15 protein-coding genes are annotated in these 19,823 nt (G+C 43.7%); 11 read left to right on the top strand and 4 right to left on the bottom strand.

The features are described from left to right. Positions 1-242: 242 nt before the first annotated feature. Entirely contained in the window at positions 243-860 is a 618-nt protein-coding gene (locus tag IP510_RS02000) for a flavodoxin family protein (protein ID WP_194363114.1), read from the bottom strand. A gap of 556 nt (positions 861-1,416) precedes the next feature. Here IP510_RS02000 and IP510_RS01995 point away from each other — a divergent pair. Continuing rightward, positions 1,417-2,670, top strand: a complete 1,254-nt coding sequence (locus tag IP510_RS01995) for a YeeE/YedE family protein (protein WP_194363113.1) — start codon at positions 1,417-1,419, stop codon at positions 2,668-2,670. Positions 2,671-2,791: 121 nt separating this feature from the next. Here the strand turns inward: IP510_RS01995 and IP510_RS01990 are convergent, their stop codons facing one another. Continuing rightward, positions 2,792-3,673: a polyphenol oxidase family protein gene (locus IP510_RS01990; RefSeq protein ID WP_227669417.1), complete on the bottom strand. Its 882-nt coding sequence runs from the start codon at positions 3,671-3,673 to the stop codon at positions 2,792-2,794. Positions 3,674-3,812: 139 nt separating this feature from the next. Beyond that, positions 3,813-5,033, bottom strand: coding sequence for an RluA family pseudouridine synthase (locus tag IP510_RS01985; RefSeq protein WP_194363112.1), 1,221 nt, complete (start codon positions 5,031-5,033; stop codon positions 3,813-3,815). An 855-nt stretch (positions 5,034-5,888) separates the two neighbouring features. Between IP510_RS01985 and IP510_RS01980 the strand changes: the two genes are divergently transcribed. The 5 genes from IP510_RS01980 to map all read left to right on the top strand — a co-directional run bounded on the left by IP510_RS01980 (position 5,889) and on the right by map (position 12,979). Continuing rightward, the gene (locus IP510_RS01980; protein ID WP_194363111.1) at positions 5,889-7,061 is read left to right on the top strand and encodes an outer membrane protein assembly factor BamD; all 1,173 of its coding nucleotides are present in this window, start codon (positions 5,889-5,891) and stop codon (positions 7,059-7,061) included. A gap of 139 nt (positions 7,062-7,200) precedes the next feature. Beyond that, positions 7,201-9,414 (top strand): DNA primase, encoded by a 2,214-nt coding sequence (locus IP510_RS01975; protein ID WP_194363110.1) that lies wholly within the window; start codon positions 7,201-7,203, stop codon positions 9,412-9,414. A 489-nt stretch (positions 9,415-9,903) separates the two neighbouring features. Continuing rightward, complete coding sequence (gene rpoD / locus IP510_RS01970; RefSeq protein WP_194363109.1) at positions 9,904-11,820, top strand: RNA polymerase sigma factor RpoD; 1,917 nt, start codon at positions 9,904-9,906, stop codon at positions 11,818-11,820. Positions 11,821-12,006: 186 nt separating this feature from the next. After that, positions 12,007-12,213, top strand: a complete 207-nt coding sequence (locus tag IP510_RS01965; RefSeq protein WP_194363108.1) for a ParD-like family protein — start codon at positions 12,007-12,009, stop codon at positions 12,211-12,213. After that, positions 12,206-12,979 carry a type I methionyl aminopeptidase gene (map, locus tag IP510_RS01960; protein ID WP_194363107.1) on the top strand — a complete coding sequence of 258 codons (774 nt, stop codon included), beginning with the start codon at positions 12,206-12,208 and terminating at the stop codon, positions 12,977-12,979. Before IP510_RS01965 ends, map begins: the two co-directional genes overlap by 8 nt. An 83-nt stretch (positions 12,980-13,062) precedes the next feature. On the opposite strand, the gene IP510_RS01955 is transcribed toward map, so the two are convergent. Then, positions 13,063-13,278 carry a hypothetical protein gene (locus tag IP510_RS01955; protein WP_194363106.1) on the bottom strand — a complete coding sequence of 72 codons (216 nt, stop codon included), beginning with the start codon at positions 13,276-13,278 and terminating at the stop codon, positions 13,063-13,065. 241 nt (positions 13,279-13,519) lie between these two features. Here IP510_RS01955 and IP510_RS01950 point away from each other — a divergent pair, with 241 nt between their 5' ends. The 5 genes from IP510_RS01950 (at position 13,520) to IP510_RS01930 (ending at position 19,801) form a co-directional block, all read left to right on the top strand. Then, a complete protein-coding gene (locus tag IP510_RS01950; protein ID WP_194363105.1) occupies positions 13,520-14,446 on the top strand; it encodes a bestrophin family protein in 927 nt (308 codons plus the stop codon). Between the two features lie 477 nt (positions 14,447-14,923). Continuing rightward, complete coding sequence (locus IP510_RS01945; protein WP_413786442.1) at positions 14,924-15,244, top strand: YbeD family protein; 321 nt, start codon at positions 14,924-14,926, stop codon at positions 15,242-15,244. 528 nt (positions 15,245-15,772) lie between these two features. Next, positions 15,773-18,049 carry a class 1a ribonucleoside-diphosphate reductase subunit alpha gene (gene nrdA, locus IP510_RS01940; protein WP_194363104.1) on the top strand — a complete coding sequence of 759 codons (2,277 nt, stop codon included), beginning with the start codon at positions 15,773-15,775 and terminating at the stop codon, positions 18,047-18,049. Between the two features lie 519 nt (positions 18,050-18,568). Then, on the top strand, positions 18,569-18,802 hold the full coding sequence (locus tag IP510_RS01935) for a hypothetical protein (protein ID WP_194363103.1): 234 nt from the start codon (positions 18,569-18,571) through the stop codon (positions 18,800-18,802). A gap of 117 nt (positions 18,803-18,919) precedes the next feature. Then, positions 18,920-19,801: a hypothetical protein gene (locus IP510_RS01930; protein ID WP_194363102.1), complete on the top strand. Its 882-nt coding sequence runs from the start codon at positions 18,920-18,922 to the stop codon at positions 19,799-19,801. Positions 19,802-19,823 lie beyond the last annotated feature (22 nt).

Below are 19,823 nucleotides of genomic sequence, written 5' to 3'. Positions count from 1 at the left end.
GCACATATATAATGTTTTTAAAATCGCTTTTGAGAGACTACTATGAAGTCATTAGCCTTTGGCTATCTACTAGCAACGATGCTTCTGCTGACAGGTTGCCAATCCTTTCAGTTCGTTGACAATCCTATACCAGTTACCTCCGCTCCTGCAAAACTTGTCGCTCAATAAAAGTGGCACAAAAAAAAGCAGACATCGACGATGTCTGCTTTCCAGTTTTATTAACCTGTGAGCTTTAGCTGTTCTTAACGTTTCGTGTCCGCTGGCTGATGCTTGATAATCGTCTTCGCCAGATGATCACCAAACCAAATGGCAGTATCGATATCTCCTGCCCCTGGCGTCTCTTCAGGCGGGCCATCGAGAGATTGGGTCATCAATCCCAAAAAGCTCGATAAGCGGTTCAAATCATGGGGTTCATGACCTGTTGGCATGAGCGGCAGACCAATCCAGTTCATACCATGTTGCATGGCATAGAGAGAAATCTGTTGTAACACAGCAAGCTTATCACCACTCAGTCCACCCGAGTTGGCAAACGCAGCTGCCCACTTGCCTTCCCATTTACGATGGTACCAGCGCTTAGACGTCTCATCCATAAAGGTCTTAAATTCAGCAGTCACGCTACCCATATATACCGCACTACCAAATACCAGCAAATCCGCCTGATCCAAATAATCCCAATCAACATCATAAACATCGACTGCCTTAGCTTGCCCCTCTGGCAATTGCTGATGTGCGCCTTGTACGATCGCTTCAGCGACACGTTTTGTATGACCATAATTGCTATGAAAAATGACCGCAATTGATACATTAGGCACGTTATCAGTAAAGGTGGATGTGTCTGGTGATTTAGCAGGTGTATTCATACATACTCTAATAATGGATAATTGGTTGGATAATAAATCTATAACAGGTTTGATGACTCACGAGGGGCCACAGCATACAAACGAATAAACATACGCGTTGGTTTATATGCGATGAACTTTATTAAATTCAAGCCCATTGTATCAGACGTCCGTTTCTTTTTAAGCTATTTGTTAAAGTCTGGCTAATGAGATTCCAGAGACTCTTAATCCATATTGCATAAAAAAGCAGACCATACTAGCTGATAAAGCAGTGTAAACAAGACTCTAATAATTTATATATTTATAACTATCAACTATATAGGCAGCTATCAACATCGATAATATGAATAGTAGCTCCTTTATTCCATATTTTCATATAATAATTCTAATTTTTCTAATGTTCCCGTGTTTACATTAAGGACAATAGGATTAAGATATCACCCTTCTTAATCTTTAACCAAATGAATAGAATTAATCAAAACACCGTTTTCAATTCTGCAAACCTGCGCAAACATACCAACATAAACTCTTATAAAAATGATATCTGATAACATCATCGGATAAGGAAGCTATTACCTTGACTACTCTCGTCCAACCTGTAAACGATACAAAAGATCCTATCATTAGAGATGACCTCGTTTTAAATGCGCCTCAGAAACCTTTGATTATGGGAGGCGGCATCGTCGGATTGATTGTGCTTGCATACCTACTAGCCACTCAACATATCTCTCAATCACTATTACTTGGCATTGGTCTATTATTAGGCTATACCCTTTTTCATGCTCGCTTTGGCTTTACGTCTGCTTTTAGACGTATGATGGCAGTGGGTAACGGTCAGGCGATGCGCTCGCATATGCTGATGCTGGCAGTTGCTGTCACGTTATTTGCGCCTATTCTTGCTTATGGCACGACGCTGTTTGGCGGCCCTGTCGCAGGCTATGTCGCACCGTTAGGGGTCAGTTTGGTCGTCGGCGCGTTTGTATTTGGCATCGGCATGCAACTGGGCGGCGGCTGCGCCTCTGGTACGCTCTATGCGGTAGGCGGTGGACGTTCTGTTATGTTCATTACCTTTATTTTCTTTATAGTAGGCGCCACGATTGGCGCTTATCACTTGCCATTCTGGACGGAAGAAATGCCCGCTTATGCGCCTTTCTCTTTAGCAACCTCTACAGGTCTCGGTTATACAGGTGCATGGCTACTGTCGCTTGCGATATTTGCTATTATCGCATGGGTAACATTGGTTATTGAAAAAAAGAGAAACGCACCTAAGATGGCGCCTGTACCTTCTGAGTCTGGTTGGAAACGAATCTTTCGTGGTTCTTGGCCGCTATTTGCTGCCGCAATCGTCTTGGCTCTACTCAACGGTCTGACATTACTCACACGTGGACAACCATGGGGCATTACGTCGGCATTTACATTATGGGGCTCTAAAATTGCGAGTGGTTTTGGCATGGATGTGGCCAGCTGGGGCTACTGGCAAGGGGCTAATGCAGCAGCGCTTGAGGCATCTATATTTGCAGATTCAACCACTGTATTAAATATCGGCATCATCATTGGCGCGTTTATCGCCTCTGCTGCTGGTGGCTTGTTCAAATTCACTAAGATTACTGCAGGTAACTTTGCCGCATCAGTTATCGGCGGATTGATGATGGGATATGGCGCACGTCTAGCGTTCGGCTGTAATATCGGGGCTTACTTTGGTGGCATCGCTTCTTTTAGCTTACATGGTTATATTTGGGGCATACTAGCAATGGCAGGTACGTTTTTAGCACTGTATTTACGTCCTTTATTTGGCTTATCAGTGCCAAAGTCTAGCGACTCCGTGTGTTAATACATATGTTGTAATAATGCAGATCTAGTACTTAATCGGTACTTCAATAAAAAAACAGCAGAATAATCTGCTGTTTTTTTTATTTTGAACGGTTTTTTTATCAATAATCATTAGAAATTTTTTAGCGACGTACGATAACCAGCGCCATTCGACCTGTTGCCGGCTGCTGCATATGGGTTTGACGGCGATACGAGTAATAGTGAGCATCTGCGTAACTACAGACCACCGGCAAATTGTTCATGACAGTAGCACCAGCCGCTTCTAACTGCATGGCTGCAAGCTTCGGTAAATCAAGCTTAATTTTGTCATTGTGAGACGGTATAGAAAATAGTGCCACAAAATCATCAATATGTTTGTCTGATAAAGTTTGGTTCGTTATACACCCAGCCAACAACTTATCGCGAACGTCTGTATTCACTTCGTAATTCGCCTGACTAATACAAACTCCTATCCAAGCTTGAATAGGGCTTGAATCGGTAAAGCGATTAACAGTCTCTTTTATCACACCGCAGGCCAATCCTTGCCAGCCTGCATGAATCGCTGCAATCTTACCACTGGTTGGCTGATATAAAACAATGGGTACACAGTCTGCCGTCATGATTGCCAATCCGCGACCATGTTGCTGACTGACTATCGCATCTGCTGCCATCGGCGACATACTCAGCGCTGTCACATCAACATTATGAACCTCTTTGCCATGCACTTGACTAACCCAATGCAAGCTATTGATGGCGTGACGCTGATCTGTTAGATCATCTGCCAGCTGCTCATTGAGAGCCGTCAGCAGACGCATACGATTGTCTAGTACTTTTGTGGCATTATCATGGACATGTAGACCCAGATTTAGCTCACCGTAGTTTGCTTGACCTTTCTGCCCTATACGTTGGTTTTGGGCAGCAGGTTCGTCGACATCATTATGGGCAAAGGCAGCCGTTTGAAAAATCGCCACCTCATCAAATTGTGCCAGCATGGTCATAGGAACGCGATTTGTCATGTTTGTCATGGCTGATTTACCCTTTTAGCGTACTGTCGCTCATATACTGCCACGTAGCATATTATCACGTAGCGCACTGTCGCTTAATATATTGTCACTTAGCACATGCTTACCATCAAAACAGTATGACTGTATCAGCAGTATTTATTTATTCGTCATCATAGCCGTCACTGAGCACGGCTATTAACTGCTCCATGTCTTCAGGTAGCGGCGTGGTCACCTCAACATCTTCTCCGGTCATTGGATGCACAAAACCCAAGGTATAAGCATGCAATGCCTGACGCGGGAAATTATTAATCGCTTGGCGCTGCGCCTCTGTCAATCCTGCACGCAATTGACGACGACCACCATAGACACGGTCACCCACCAGTGGATAAGTAATATGACTCAGATGCACACGAATCTGATGTGTACGACCCGTCTCTAACCCGACATCGAGTAGACAGTAGTTGCCATTGAGCGGGGTGACATTCAATAGATGCGTGACTGCCTCGCGCCCTGCTGTCATGACTGTCATTTTGGTACGCTGAGTACGATGTCGGCCGATCGGTGCATCGATGCGGCGATGGCGCATTAAGCTTGCTTTGTCACCTGCTACCACACATTTATAATGACGATAAACAGATTTGTCTTTTAGCTGCTCCATCAATGCCATTTGTGCAGGTTTGGTTTTACCAATGAGTAGTAATCCAGAGGTGTCTTTGTCAATACGGTGTACCAAACCTGCACGCGGCAAATGATGCTGCTGCGGATAATGGTAAAGCAAGGCATTGACCAAAGTACCTGTCTGATTACCAGCGCCAGGGTGCACGACCATACCAACAGGCTTATTTATGACCAGTACTTCATCATCTTCATAGACCACATCGATGTCTATATTCTCTGGTTGATCTTCGCTATGCTGCTGCAAGGTTGTCGATAGCTGTAATACATCCTCTGCTTTAACACGGACTTTGGGCTTTTGCACACTGCCGTTATATAGCAAGCTACCGTCCGTGATCCAGCCTTGTAGCTGTACTCGCGAAAAATCTGCAAACGCCAGTGAAGCAACTTTATCAATGCGCAGACCAGACTGATCTTCTGTGACAATGTGCGTCATATCCACAATCACCGGCACGGCTTGACCAGCTACCGAGGGTTCATCGTCATCGCCGTCAATATTGTCATCATCAATGTCGCCATCGTCAATACCATGACTGTCTTCATCGAGCATGTCATCGTTATCCTGCACATCATCGTGCAGTTGCTCATCAGTCATTGTCTGGTTATCAGGTAATTCATTATCATTTAAAACGTTATTTGGCATTGGTGGCTCTTGTGCTGATGAATCAGTATCTCGCGATTGATTCAGTGATAAGTTGATGGTCATGGCATTATTATTTATAACAAATGTATCTATGGCAAATCTGTGTCTTATAGTCTATATCTTACAAAGTCACGACACGGTTGGTGAAATGACGGTAGAGATAACAGTATAAAATCGGCTGGCTATTTTTTGAGAGATTGCCAGTAGCGATAGGCAATTAAAAGCAAAAAGGCAGAGGCCGTGCCGCTATAGTGTACCATGCCCCGCGTCCAAGCCCTATAGAAGCTGTGCGCTATCTACTAGATTTAGGCTATCGCCTACCCTGCTAATTGGTGCAGGTTAACTCTCTAGAACATGACATTGCTGTAATTTACTGTATATTTGTCCATGCTGATGACATTCTATATCGCTCACGCGAAATGCTCATGTTAAACTGCCTACACAATCAATACCTATCAAATGAATCTAGCCATCGAAACAACGTAGATGAAGAATAGATGGTGAAAAAATAGACGGCGTCACTGTTATTCTATAAAGTATAGCCATGTTTTGCTGTATGCTATGGCACTATATTTATATTGCAGCATTGCGGCGTTATATTTTACTATTGTTGTTATTTATCGACAATATAAATCATCTAAACCCTTTGAAGACGATTGCATACGATGTGTTGCAAGCTTTTATATAAGTTCTATTGATATAACTTATATAACACGCATGTATCAGACACAGAGGTGTCCGTCACATGCGTTATAACAAAAACTGCATTCCATAAAAGCTGTATTGATTAAAAGATCGCTTTATTAGCATGCTCAATAACACGCTCATGGCTGGTGTCATGATATCATTTTTACCATTAACCTTTTATATAGCATAATAGCGCTGCTGCTATTATGCCTCTTGTGTCGGAGAAGAAGTATGCAAGCTGTTGGCAATACGTTTATCAAACTGTCCTCAATCACGTTACTGGCGCTTAGTGTCAATTTAGTGGGTTGTCAGACTTTTAAAAATTTGACAGGCGCTAAAGACGTTGAGGCAGTAGAAACTGCAGAAAAGTCAGAGCAGGCTTACTATACAGATGCGATTACTCAGATCGACAAAGGTCGCTATATCCAAAGTGTGGAAGAGTTGACCAATCTGCGTACCTTTTATCCGACTGGACAATACGCTGAGCAAGCATTGCTTGATATGATGTATGCACAGTATCAGATCGACAAGTACGAAGCTGCAGCAGCAAGTGCTGAACAGTTTATTCGCCTGTACCCGTCTAACCCACAAGTCAGCTACGCCTACTATGTGCGCGGCGTGGCCAATATGGAAGGCTCATCTGAGGGCCTAAAAATATTTAAATTAAACCAAGCAGAGCGTGATACCGCTTACTTGCGTATTGCCTTTGCCAATTTCCAAGAGCTGGTAAACAAATATCCAAACAGCCCCTATACACCAGATGCGGCTCAGCGCATGACCTTTATCTATAATCAGTTCGCTGAGAGCGAAATGAGTGCCGCCAACTGGTACATCGAGCGTGAAGCGTATGTCGCTGCTGTGAACCGTGCCAAGTGGGTATTTCAGTATTACCCACTGAGTGAGTCTATTCCAGATGCCATCGCTGTCCTAGTTTATAGCAACGAAAAACTTGGCCTGACAGATTTGGCGAATGAATATAAGACCCTGTTGCAAATCAACTATCCAAAAATGCTAACCAGCAATGGCAGCGTGAAGCTGAGCACCAAACGTGATCGCACTTGGCTCAACAAACTGACCTTTGGCAAGCTTGGTCGCTCAGGTATGGAAGACACATCTGTTGCGACAGGCGAGTATAATGGCGCGACCAAGACACAGCTGATTCGTAACGCCAATCAATTGAGATTGCCTAGCGCTAACGCGCCAGTAGCTAATACATCGCCTGTACGTAATAACACAGGTCTCAATATCGGTCTAGGGTTGCCAGAAGCATCCGCTGAACGTATTGATAGTCAGTCAAGTACTGGTTCTGCTGCACGAGAAGCCAACGTCGATCCACAAAATACCAATCCAACGCGCCGTACCACATTGCCTATCGAAAACGCTATTGATATCGATAACAACTGATCCATTTAAGCGACTGCATGTCCGCTAATACCGTCTATAGATATCAAAAATAAGGCCAACGCTACGTTGGCCTTATTTTTCTAGCGGTACGCGTTAATGCTGCCACACTATAATTGACCTATGGTAAACTGTTTTTTGTATGAGCATTCCTAACCATATCCTTGAACAACTTAATAGCCAAGCTGATCTTGTCAGCATCATTGGCAAACATACGACGCTCAAAAGAGCGGGGAACGAGTTTAAGGGCTGCTGTCCTTTTCATGGTGAAAAATCGCCCTCTTTCTATGTCAATCCACAAAAAAACATCTACCACTGTTTTGGTTGTAGTGTGGGCGGCAATGCCATCAGTTTTCTGCGTGATTATGAAAGTCTGACTTTTATAGAAGCGGTCAATGAGCTATCGAACCAAACTGGCATTGAAGTGCCAAAAGAAGAACGTCAAAACGTCAGCTATCAGCGCAGTGCGCCTAAACCTATTGCACCGCCCCCAATAGCCAAACCCGCTATCAGTGTTAAACCGCCTACCCAAACCCGTCGAGAGCCGAGCGCTGGCGCAGCATCAGATAGTCAAGTTCCTCATCACAACACTGATCACAGCTCCGATCAAAGCACCGATCAGAGTATTAATGGCTATACTGATAACTATGACAGTCAGCCGCACTATGGTGACAGCAGCAATAACTATGACGACTATCCACCGTTAGATGCCTACGACTCCGCCCCTTATCCCACTGATGGTTATGATTTAGAGTATCAAAGTGATACGAGTCATCCTCCAGCATGGATAACGGATGGCAATGAGAGCACTAGTCTACAAGGCATAGACAGCAGCTCAGATAAAGATGGCAACCTATACGAGCTGCTAGAGCAAATTCAGCAGTTTTATCAGCACAGTTTGACGACCCATCCTCATGCCATGCAGTACTTTTTATCGCGTGGTATCACAGAAGACATCTTTGACACCTTTGGCCTTGGCTATGCGCCATTCGGGTGGCAGCATCTTGAGCATCAGTTTCCACAAGATATCGAAGGTCTAAAGGCATTAGGTCTGGTGCGTCAGTCAGAGTCTGGACGCGATTATGACCTATTACGGGATCGGGTTATTTTCCCGATTCGTGACAATCAAGGCCGTACGATTGGTTTCGGTGGTCGCGCGCTTGATGACGAGGTAAAGCCCAAGTATATCAACTCGTCCGACTCGCCCGTTTTTCATAAGCAGCATGTGCTCTATGGCTATTATGAATCCCGCCAGCAGCGTGCCAATGACTGGTTAGTTGTCGAGGGCTATATGGATGTCATCGCGCTTTATCAAGCGGGTATCTATGGCGCCATTGCCTCGATGGGCACTGCCATCAATGAGAGCCAAATCTCACGACTGCTTACTCTCAATCCGACGCTCACATTGAGTTTCGATGGTGATAGCGCCGGACAAAAAGCCGCTTGGCGTACCCTAGAAGTGGCGCTACCCGTACTGGCTGATGACAAAGAGCTGCGGTTTCTGACCTTACCTAATAATCATGACCCTGACACTTTTATCAAGAGTCAGGGCAGCGATGCCATGCGTGAGCAAATCACCAATGCCATGCCATTGTCACAATATATTTTTGCATACTTAAGTGAGCGTTATGACCTGAGTTTGGCTGAGGGTAAAGCCAAGCTCATGTCGCAAGTGCGCTCATTGACCACTGCTCTACCCAAAGGCAGTAGCTTCCGCTATTTGCTAAACAATGATGTGTATCAAAAGCTTGGCGGCAAACGCAGCCAAAACGTCGAAGCCAAAGATGCGTTGCTAGATTTTGATGGTGACATGACCATCAGTCAGCAATTGCAGCTGTGCTTTTTGTTTCAACCACGTGCCTTGATTGAGGATCCTATTGAGTATATTTGGCGACAATCAGGTCTTACCAGCTTAAAACTGCCTGCTCATATCCAGAAAAAAGCCGCAAGCGATGCATTGCGAGCCGTTGCATGGGAAGATTTGCAAGATGTAGCACTATTGGACGTCGTCACTACTATTAAACGGTGCATAAAACATTTGCCAACAGACGCCAATGCAGCCGCACATTTTGTATTATCAAACCTTAATCCAACGAGCCAAGCGACCTTAAGTAACAGTTGGGGCGGATTCTATAGAGCATTAACGGCGAGAAACGTTTTAAGCCTTGATGATTTAATAGAAGAATTGGTCAGCTCTCTACTCGAACGTAATATAAAAAAGAAGATGCAAGAGTTGATAAAAAACCCTGACCATATCAAACAGGCAATCGTACGTATGCAAGCGCAGCATTTAAGTAACTGGCTACGCGCACAACATGCCGAACGCTCATCGCAGATGGTCACTGTTCAGTCTTAGTTTTTGGTGTTATAAGTAACAATAAAGTAGCGACCCTTTAAAAGTATGGCGACTGCCCCCACTACTAGTGATTATGCCCAGTAGCACGAGCATTATTAAAACCTACCCTCCTCATAAGAATGTCAAACATTCCACTGATAGAAAATAATCAGTAAAAAATGGTCGGTAGATAGGACTGCCTCGTGCTTGACGACTGTGGTCTGTGTTAAACTGTGTCGCTGTATATTGACAGCACTGCTTGGTGAATGATTGTGAGCATGCATCGTTAAGCACAAATTTGACGTATTATTTTTATGGTTTTTTTGATTTTTAGCTGTTTTTCAGCATTGTAATTGTAGTGTTTTGAGCCTTTATTCATATCCACTCATTTTTGATATTACTGACGACCTCTACGCCACATTTTGATCAATCGATTGATAAGATCAACGCACCCAGCCAGCGATAGCGAGTCACGATATAAAAATGTCCGATGCAAGTAAGCGAGTATTTATGAACGATAAGTCAGTTTCTAAGTCCACATCTCAACTGGCCACCTTAATCCAAATGGGCAAAGAGCAAGGGTATCTAACCTATGCTGAGGTGAATGACCAGCTGCCCGACTCTATTACCGAAAGCGATCAGATCGAAGATATTGTGCAAATGCTGACCGACGTCGGTATCAAAATCTTTGAATCAGCACCAGATGCCGATGACATCTTGATGAACGATGATTCAAGTGATGATGACATGGCAGCAGACGAGGCAGCGGCAGTACTCGCCTCTGTTGAGACTGAGCCTGGCCGCACCACTGACCCTGTCCGTATGTATATGCGTGAGATGGGTACGGTTGATCTACTGACCCGTGAGGGCGAGATTGCCATTGCTAAACGTATCGAAGAAGGTATTCGTGACGTACAGCATGCTATGTCTTACTGGCCGGGTACAGTACAGTTCGTCTTGGACGAATACCAAAAAGTACAAGATGGCGAAAAAAAGCTGTCTGATGTCATCACAGGTTTCTTAGACCCTGAAACCGAAGCGGACAAAATCGCGGCCCAAGAAGCAAAAGAAGCAGCAAAAGAAGAGCGTGAGCGCATTAAAGAAGAAAAAGAAAACCCACCTGTCATCAAGCAAAAAGCCAAAGCTGCTGCATTGGATGATGATGACGAAGACGACGAAAACGATGATGAAGAGGCCGAAGAAGAAACCAGCGGTCTCGATCCAGAAGAAGTGCGTCTGCGTCTAGAAGAGATTGAGAACCTGTTTATCAAAGCCAAACAAGCCTTGATCGATTATGGCCGTGGTAGTGTACAAGCGGATACTGCTTATGCCCTACTTGCTGAACGCTTTATGATGTTGAAGCTAAACAACCGCTTATCAGACCAAGTCATGGCCATCATGCATGATGTCTATGATGACGTGCGTAAGCAAGAGCGCCAAATCATGCGTTTGGTGATTCGCCGTGGTCGTATGCCGCGTGAAGAGTTCCGTAAAACCTTCCCTAGTAACGAAACCAACGTTGATTGGTTGATTGAGCGTATCAAAGGCAAGCCCGCCTTTGCTGGCACGTTAGAGAAAGTCACTGATGACGTTATTTTACTTCAACGTCGCATCCGTGATTATGAGCAGCAGCTCGACATGAAAATCCACGACATGAAAGACGTGGCACGTCGTATGGCCATTGGTGAAGCAAAAGCTCGCCGTGCTAAGAAAGAGATGGTCGAAGCTAACTTACGTCTGGTTATCTCTATTGCTAAAAAGTATACCAACCGTGGCCTACAGTTCTTGGATCTGATTCAAGAAGGTAACATTGGTCTGATGAAAGCAGTTGATAAGTTTGAATATCGCCGTGGTTATAAATTCTCGACCTATGCCACTTGGTGGATTCGTCAGGCGATTACCCGCTCTATCGCTGACCAAGCGCGCACCATCCGTATCCCTGTGCATATGATTGAGACGATCAACAAGATCAACCGTGTCTCACGTCAGTTGCTACAGGAAATGGGACGTGAGCCCACGCCTGAGGAATTAGGCGAACGCTTAGAGATGGACGAAGTCAAAGTCCGTAAAGTGCTTAAGATTGCCAAAGAGCCTATCTCTATGGAAACCCCTATCGGTGATGATGAAGATTCACACTTAGGTGATTTCATCGAAGATGGTACGATCTCAAGCCCTGTCGATGATGCGACGGCTGCTGGTCTACAAGAAGCCACTCGTGATGTACTCGGCAACCTGACTGAGCGTGAAGCACGTGTCCTAAAAATGCGTTTCGGTATCGATATGCCGACGGATCATACGCTAGAAGAAGTCGGTAAGCAGTTCGATGTGACCCGTGAGCGTATTCGTCAGATTGAGGCAAAAGCCCTACGTAAATTGCGTCATCCATCACGCTCTGAGCATCTACGTTCTTTCCTTGAAAATGACTAATATCAAAGTAAGTTAAGTACTAATAAAAAAGCCGAGTATATCTCGGCTTTTTTGTGCCTGTGATTTTGTACGGTCGATGACATAGATGAACCTTGGAGCATAATGCTGATCATCAGACTTGAAATAATACTATAAAACATATATGATTCATATACACTTCATATACACTTCATATACTGGATAAAAATGGGTATCGTAAAAATAGATGACACGCTGCATGAAGAAATTCGTAAAGCCAGTACCGTCATGGTGCGCTCAATCAATGCACAAGCGGAATACTGGATAAAGATAGGTATGTTGGCTGAAGCCAATCCGCACCTATCTTACACCGATATCATTAGCGAACAGTTGAAACAAGCCGATGTCAATATAAGGAATCTCGTTGATGGCTGATATCACGTTAAAAACACTTGAAGAAATAGCCATCATGCGTGAGTCTGGTAGACTTTTGGCATCGGTCTTCGCTTACCTAGATACACATATTATCGCGGGTATCTCCACCATGACTATCAATGACTTGGCAGAGCGCTATATCATTGATGTGCTCGAATCGCGACCTGCTAGCAAAGGTCAATACGGCTACCAATACGTACTCAACACATCGGTAAACCAAGTAGTGTGTCATGGTGTGCCCTCACCCACGCAAATGCTAAAATCGGGCGATATCATCAACGTAGATATCACCTTAGAAAAAGACGACTTTATTGCCGACTCCAGTAAAATGTATATGATTGGCGATGTTATGCCTTTAGCGAAACGACTTGTTGATACCACTTATGATGCCATGTGGGCAGGCATCCGCACGGTCAAGGCAAGAGCCACGCTTGGTGATGTAGGACACGCTATTCAAAGTCACGCCGAGCAGCATGGCTATTCTGTCGTTCGCGAGTACTGCGGGCATGGTATCGGCCGCGAAATGCATGAGCAGCCTGAAGTGTTACATTATGGTCGCGCAGGTGCAGGCTTGGTGTTAGAAGCAGGCATGACCTTTACCATCGAGCCAATGATTAACCAAGGTAGGGCCAAAGTAAAAACGAAAAGAGACGGCTGGACGGTAGTGACTGTAGACAAAAAACTCTCTGCTCAATGGGAACACACTATTGCGGTGACCAATGATGGTTATGAAGTGTTGACGCTACGTGACGAAGAGAGTGTATAAGAAAATTTAGGAATGATCCTTGATGGTACTTTAAAAGTTAAATAGAGTGTCCTATTAGTCCTCAATGTCATACCAACATGGGTTTATAAGTCACTATTTCTTTGAACCCTATTTTCTTTGATCTCTATAAACCCATTTGAGCATCCGATTAACTCATGATATATCATGTCAAAGGCATCAGTTTCTATTGCCCCTGTTTGATATTCTAAATCGTCAAGCAGCTTATCCGCAGGTGTCGACGCTATCCGATACTTGGCTATCAATTCAATAACTTCATTCCTTGAGATATTTTTTATCATAATTCCCCTTTTTTGTACTTAATTACAGACTCTGCTTTTGCTAGCGAAAAACAATCTTTACAGATCTCGATTTTATATTAGAATCACACCCTACATCTCGTTGTGTATTGACATATAGTCAGCGAACTACTAAACCGCTACGGTGTTACCCTTCCTAGAGGTACTATATGTACAATCTGCGGTCGGCTGCCTTGTAGCTGTTTTAGACTTCTTTGACTATACTTTAGCGCTAGGAAAACCCATGATTGTCCGGCAAGCCCCAAACGCACTAAAAATATTTTTTACCCTGCGCGGCTCAATCATTCCAAAAATCTATCCGCAAATTTTGATGATTACCCTGCTGAGCACCTTGATCACGATTATTCAGCACTGGGTTCCTGACTCTTTTCCTTATTATGGCATGGCGACTTTTACCTTGCTTGGGATTGCTTTATCGTTGTTTCTTGGATTTCGGAATAACGCCAGCTATCAGCGCTGGTGGGAGGCTCGAGGGATTTGGGGTCAATTGGTCTATGATTCTCGTAGCCTAACGCGCCAAGTGCTGTCTTTTGTAGAGGATGACACTGCGACTGGGCGTGATACTCAGCGAACGATGGTATATCTCACCATTGCTTTTGCACATGCTGTGCGCCATAGGCTACGTGGTACGTCACCTTGGGAGGATATTGAGCCTTTTATCGCACCCATACACCATGACCATATGCGCCAAGCGCGCAACGTACCTGATTATATAATGCGCCTTATGGGCAAGCATCTCGGCGACATTCGGCGTCAGCAGCTGGTGTCAGAGCAAGTCATACAAAACATGGACGAGCGCCTGACATCTATGACGATTGTACTGGCAGCCTGCGAGCGCATTCATAACACACCATTGCCGTTTGCTTATATGCTGCTGGTACATCGTACGACTTATCTCTATTGCATTATGCTACCTTTTGGCTTGGTGGCATCGCTCGGTTGGGCGACTCCGTTGATTTGTGCCGTGATTGCTTATACCTTTTTTGGATTGGATGCGCTTAGCGAAGAGCTAGAAGAGCCTTTTGGCTTGGCGGCGAATCAGTTGCCACTGACCGCACTGTCACGCACTATCGAGATCAATCTACGAGAGGCACTAGGAGAGACAGATATTCCACCTGATATCACACCTCACAATGGCTATTTGCCGTAATGGTTTATGTGACTTTTGGTCATGCAGCCATGATGTAGCTAAGATACAGAGACACAGTAGTGCGACAGGACGGACTAAATACAGACTTAACTTGAATAATCACCCATAGACCACTATAAACAGTGCATATATTCTCTACCTAATATAGCCATTCCACTATAAAAGTATGACAGCGTTAACCTCGCTTGAAGTATCACAGTTACATCTACACTCGGTTGCCTTGTACTACTTTTAAATTGAATCGACTATAGCTTGACTGATTTAAATGCCACTTACGACCATACTGAGCCTGTCTCAGATTTTTGCGTTATGATTTTGGCATTATTCAAGTGCATGTTTTGCTGATTGAATATCTAACCAACGATTGCTTATTTATTAATTTTTTTATTTATCTATAAAAGCGAGGCACACATCATGAGTGATGATTCAAAAGACACTGATAATCAAAACACTAATCAAAGCGCCAAAGACGTTACCATGACGAATATGACACCTAATGAAGGCGTCTTTAAAGGTAAAAGAACAGACATCCAAAATCCAGATCTTTGGGATTTTCCAATGAACTATCCATTGAGCATCATTGGTCATGAAGGCGAGCATGAGGGCTTACTTAATGAAGTGAAGCTGATCCTCGGTAGTCAGTTCCCTGATTTTGATTTGGCCTCTATAGAAGTCAAACCTTCTAAAACGGGTCGCTTCCATTCAGCACGCGTCAATTTATACCTCACAGACGCCGAACAAGTGAATACACTTTACGCGTCACTAGACAATGCCAAAACAGTTCGCATGGTCGTATAAACAGGTAATGGGTGTTTAGAAAAAAACAACCCCTTTTCCGTCCAAATCGTCACTCATATGGGTGGCGATTTTTTGTGGTTTGGTGTACAATCTGCGCCCGCATTATTGCCAGTACGATCACTATTATCTACCAACAATAACCGACAAAATAAAAATCAAACCGTCACGATATTTTTACAAAAAATTTATAATGAGCGCATTTGCGTCTAACCCTTATCCCATCGTCCTTTGCCAAAATTTGGACTGTCTACAACCTTGTAGCAACATAGTTTTATTCTAAAATCAATATAGTATTTTCAAAATTTTCCCGCTATATTGTGCCTACCAATTAACAAACACGCTATATGTAGTACTCAGTGATTTTAACCGTCACTACGAGTATCGGGTGTTTTTTGCCTAAAAAAAGAGCAGCTAACGCCAGCACTTACCATGTTTAGCTAGCGTGTTTAAATAAGTAGCACGATAAAAAACGTTGAGCGGGCTTTACCGCTCTACGAATAATATAAGCAACCAAAAATAGAGGCCAGCATGACACATATCGACAAAATCAAAGTGACCAAACGTGACGGACGATTAGAACTTATTGATTTAGATAAAATTCATAAGGTAATCGAATGGGCCGCTCACGGCTTGGACAATGTATCTGTGTCACAAGTTGAGCTAAAATCGCACATCCAGTTTTATGAAGGCATCAAAACTCGTGACATCCACGAAACCATCATCAAGTCTGCTGCTGACCTTATCTCTGAAACCACGCCTGATTATCAATATCTAGCGGCGCGTTTGGCTATTTTCCATTTGCGTAAGATTGCTTATAACAAATTCACGCCTCCGCATCTGTATGATCATGTCAAAACGCTAACTGATGCTGGCAAATATGATGAGCATATCCTAGCTGACTATAGCCGTGCTGAATTTGACGAGTTAGAAGAGTACCTTGATCACTGGCGCGATATGAATCTTGCGTATGCCGCTGTTGAGCAAATGGCAGGCAAATACCTCGTCCAAGACCGCGTCAGCAAAACCGTCTTTGAAAGCCCGCAGTTCTTGTACATGCTGGTCGGTATGTGCTTGTTCAGCCGTTATGAGAAGTCAGAGCGTATGAACTATGTGAAGCGTTTCTATGATGCGACCTCACAATTCAAAATCTCACTACCAACGCCTATCATGTCTGGTGTGCGTACGCCATCGCGTCAGTTTAGCTCGTGCGTATTGATTGAATGTGGTGATAGCCTAGACTCTATCAACGCGACCACCAGCGCCATCGTACGCTATGTATCACAGCGCGCTGGTATCGGCATCAATGCAGGTCGCATCCGTGCCCTTGGTAGCCCTATCCGTGGCGGCGAAGCACAGCACACTGGTTGTATCCCATTCTATAAACTATTCCAAACGGCTGTTAAATGCTGCTCACAAGGCGGCGTCCGTGGCGGTGCTGCGACATTGTTCTACCCACTATGGCATTTAGAAGTTGAGTCGTTACTGGTACTGAAAAACAACCGCGGCGTCGAAGACAACCGTGTTCGTCATATGGACTACGGCGTACAGTTAAACAAAACGATGTACACTCGCCTCATCAAAGGTCAAGACATCTCGCTATTCTCACCAGGTGATACTCCTGGTTTGTACGACGCATTCTTTGAAGATCAAGACAAATTCGAAGAGTTATACACCAAGTACGAAAATGATCCTGCTATTCGCAGCCGTCAAATCCCAGCAGCAGACTTGTTCAGCCTAATGATGCAAGAGCGCGCCAGTACGGGTCGTATCTATATCCAAAACGTTGATCATTGCAACACCCATAGCCCATTTGACGCGACGGTTGCGCCGATTCGTCAGTCAAACCTATGTATGGAAATCGCGCTACCGACCAAGCCACTTGATAACATCAATGACGAAGAAGGCGAAATCGCGCTTTGTACGCTATCAGCGGTCAACTTGGGTAAAGTCGAAAACGTCAGCGACATCGAAGAGCCAGCCGAGCTAATCGTCCGTGCGCTTGATGCCCTGCTCGACTATCAAGACTATCCAGTAAAAGCAGCTCAAAACGGCAGCATGCGTCGTCGTACGCTAGGTGTGGGCGTGATTAACTATGCTTATTACCTTGCCAAGAATGGCGTGCGCTATTCAGACGACAGCGCGCTTGGTCTGACCCATCAAACGTTTGAAGCCTTGCAGTTCTATCTCTTGAAAGCATCAAACAAATTGGCAAAAGAGCAAGGCGCTTGCCCTGCGTTCAATGAGACCACGTATTCACAAGGTATCTTACCGATTGATACGTACAAAGCCGACTTGGACAAAATCTGCCAAGAGCCCCTACATCTCGATTGGGAAACGCTACGTGGCGAGATCACAGAGCACGGTCTACGCAACTCTACCCTAACCGCCTTGATGCCGTCTGAGACTTCAAGTCAGATCGCCAACGCGACCAACGGTATCGAGCCACCACGTGGTCTGGTCTCTATCAAAGCGTCAAAAGACGGTATCCTAAAGCAGGTCGTGCCTGAGATTACGACGCTAAAAGATCAGTACGAGCTACTATGGCAAATGCCAAACAATGACGGTTACCTAAAGCTGGTCGCTATCATGCAGAAGTTCGTCGATCAAAGTATCTCTGCCAACACCAACTATGATCCTGTTCGTTATGCTGGTGGCCGTGTACCAATGAAGATATTGCTAAAAGATTTGCTAAACGCTTATAAGATGGGTGTGAAGACGTTGTACTACCATAACACTCGTGATGGTGCGAACGATGCCCAAGCGGATATGGAAGATGATTGTGCTGGCGGTGCGTGTAAGATTTAGGGTTTTAGGTATCACGTTCTCTGTTGAAATACAGAGAACGTGATAATTACGTTTATGTCGACAAAGGAGGTAAAACCACAGTAACAAAAGTAAATTTTTCTCAAATTAATCAAACAAAGAGGTCAATAGCTCATGGCTAAGAATACGGGACGTAATACTCGCAGAGGTTCAGTGATAGGTCGAACTCAAATTAAGCATCCTAGTAACCCTGAACACTCAATTAAGAGAGATGCTAATACAGGTCAATTTATGAGTGGCATGAAAGGTATATATAAGGGGGTAGCACAAGAAGTAGACGATAGAAGAAAATAAAAATGGCATTGATGATAAATCACCAATGCCATCGGAGATACTGAATACGCCAATATTCAATATCAGGGAGTTAAGACTATCGACTTCCACAAGTGGTAAGAAAATAGAGTAGCACTCCACATACAGGCTGCTATTCTAATTTAAAACTTACCCCTTGTCCAAAGAAACCGTGAAGTGATGGTCACAAATATTTCAACTCAGGAGTAAATGAGTATGGATATTTATTGTGATACCCATGGTGACTCTGGCGTAAGCGCGTTTAAAGTCGGTGACGATTTCATAATTGTGTGCTTTGCAAAAGGTGGTGTGTATCTGTATGACTATTTCACAACTGGCTCTTACCATGTCAATAATATGATAAGACTGGCTAGAATGGGAAATGGACTTAATGGATACATAAACTTAAACGCTAAATATACTTATGCTAGAAAAATAGCATAGGCATTTGGTCTGACCTCAATGGTTTAGTGTTCGGGTGTTTTGGCACCTTAACACTATTAAGTATAAGTGGCTAAGAGGAATAACAATTTGATAACGCTAGTTAATGAAAAATATCATGTGAAAATTAACGATTGGCAAGATATTTTCACAATGAATAATTACACTGACTCTTTAGATCCTACAAAGGAAAAGCTGAAAAGAGTTATCAATAAGTATACGCTTCCGACCACAGGAAAGTGTGGACTCTCAAACTGTGGCACAGCTCATAATAATGGGTATATTGTTGAAACTGACACAGGCAAGCTAACAAACGTAGGACATATATGTGGTAAAAATCACTTTGGTGTTAGCTTCCAAACTTTAGAGAAGAGCTTCAACAGAGAGTATAGAGATAGGCAAGCGAAAGAAAAAATAGCAAGCTTCAAGAGTAATTCAAGCCAATACCTTGAAAAAGTAATAGCTATAGAAAATACGTATGGAAAGATTGGTCATATTCATAAGCTGCAGCAGTTTTTTACTCATGCTTCAAAAGGCTGTCCTTCATCTATCCTTGAGATAATCAAGCTTATGGTGAAAAACAGAAACCCTACTATTTATAAGACTACAAAGCTTAGCAAAGAAGAATATGAAACCTTAAAGACTAGTGGAGTGAAAGCACCATCAAGGTATAAAGAGATACCTATAGGTACTGTTGATAGCTTAGCATTTTTATATAATGAGAATAATCTGAGGGTATATGCTGAGGACTTCAAAAACCCTTTGGATGAGCTATTGAACCTAAATGTTAGTTCCTTAAGTAGCAGTCAACTTGATAGATGGTCTAAGAAAGTCGGTGAGTTTGACCGTATAATTAACCAAACCCATGAGATAATGATAGATAGTAAGATATTTCTTGATAGGAGAAATATTTTAAAATTTAGAAAGTTAATACCTGATGATGATACGCAATTTATATATCTTATAAAAATCCTAAAAGACCAGTTTGACATTAAAATCTAGCACGTAGGTTGGGTTGACGAAG

This window comes from Psychrobacter sp. NG254 (assembly GCF_015277735.1).
GTDB lineage: Bacteria > Pseudomonadota > Gammaproteobacteria > Pseudomonadales > Moraxellaceae > Psychrobacter.
The sequence above is the reverse complement of the archived record's forward strand: the minus strand, read 5'-3'. Positions and strand labels throughout refer to the sequence as shown.

What these genes read in the sequence shown, in the direction of transcription:
- IP510_RS02000 (WP_194363114.1), bottom strand. Translation starts at nt 860, where the DNA reads ATGAATACACCTGCTAAATCACCAGACACATCCACCTTTACTGATAAC.
- IP510_RS01990 (WP_227669417.1), bottom strand. Translation starts at nt 3,673, where the DNA reads ATGACAAACATGACAAATCGCGTTCCTATGACCATGCTGGCACAATTT.
- IP510_RS01985 (WP_194363112.1), bottom strand. Translation starts at nt 5,033, where the DNA reads ATGACCATCAACTTATCACTGAATCAATCGCGAGATACTGATTCATCA.
- IP510_RS01980 (WP_194363111.1), top strand. Translation starts at nt 5,889, where the DNA reads ATGCAAGCTGTTGGCAATACGTTTATCAAACTGTCCTCAATCACGTTA.
- IP510_RS01975 (WP_194363110.1), top strand. Translation starts at nt 7,201, where the DNA reads ATGAGCATTCCTAACCATATCCTTGAACAACTTAATAGCCAAGCTGAT.
- rpoD (WP_194363109.1), top strand. Translation starts at nt 9,904, where the DNA reads ATGAACGATAAGTCAGTTTCTAAGTCCACATCTCAACTGGCCACCTTA.
- IP510_RS01965 (WP_194363108.1), top strand. Translation starts at nt 12,007, where the DNA reads ATGGGTATCGTAAAAATAGATGACACGCTGCATGAAGAAATTCGTAAA.
- map (WP_194363107.1), top strand. Translation starts at nt 12,206, where the DNA reads ATGGCTGATATCACGTTAAAAACACTTGAAGAAATAGCCATCATGCGT.
- IP510_RS01955 (WP_194363106.1), bottom strand. Translation starts at nt 13,278, where the DNA reads ATGATAAAAAATATCTCAAGGAATGAAGTTATTGAATTGATAGCCAAG.
- IP510_RS01950 (WP_194363105.1), top strand. Translation starts at nt 13,520, where the DNA reads ATGATTGTCCGGCAAGCCCCAAACGCACTAAAAATATTTTTTACCCTG.
- IP510_RS01945 (WP_413786442.1), top strand. Translation starts at nt 14,924, where the DNA reads ATGACGAATATGACACCTAATGAAGGCGTCTTTAAAGGTAAAAGAACA.
- nrdA (WP_194363104.1), top strand. Translation starts at nt 15,773, where the DNA reads ATGACACATATCGACAAAATCAAAGTGACCAAACGTGACGGACGATTA.
- IP510_RS01935 (WP_194363103.1), top strand. Translation starts at nt 18,569, where the DNA reads ATGAGTATGGATATTTATTGTGATACCCATGGTGACTCTGGCGTAAGC.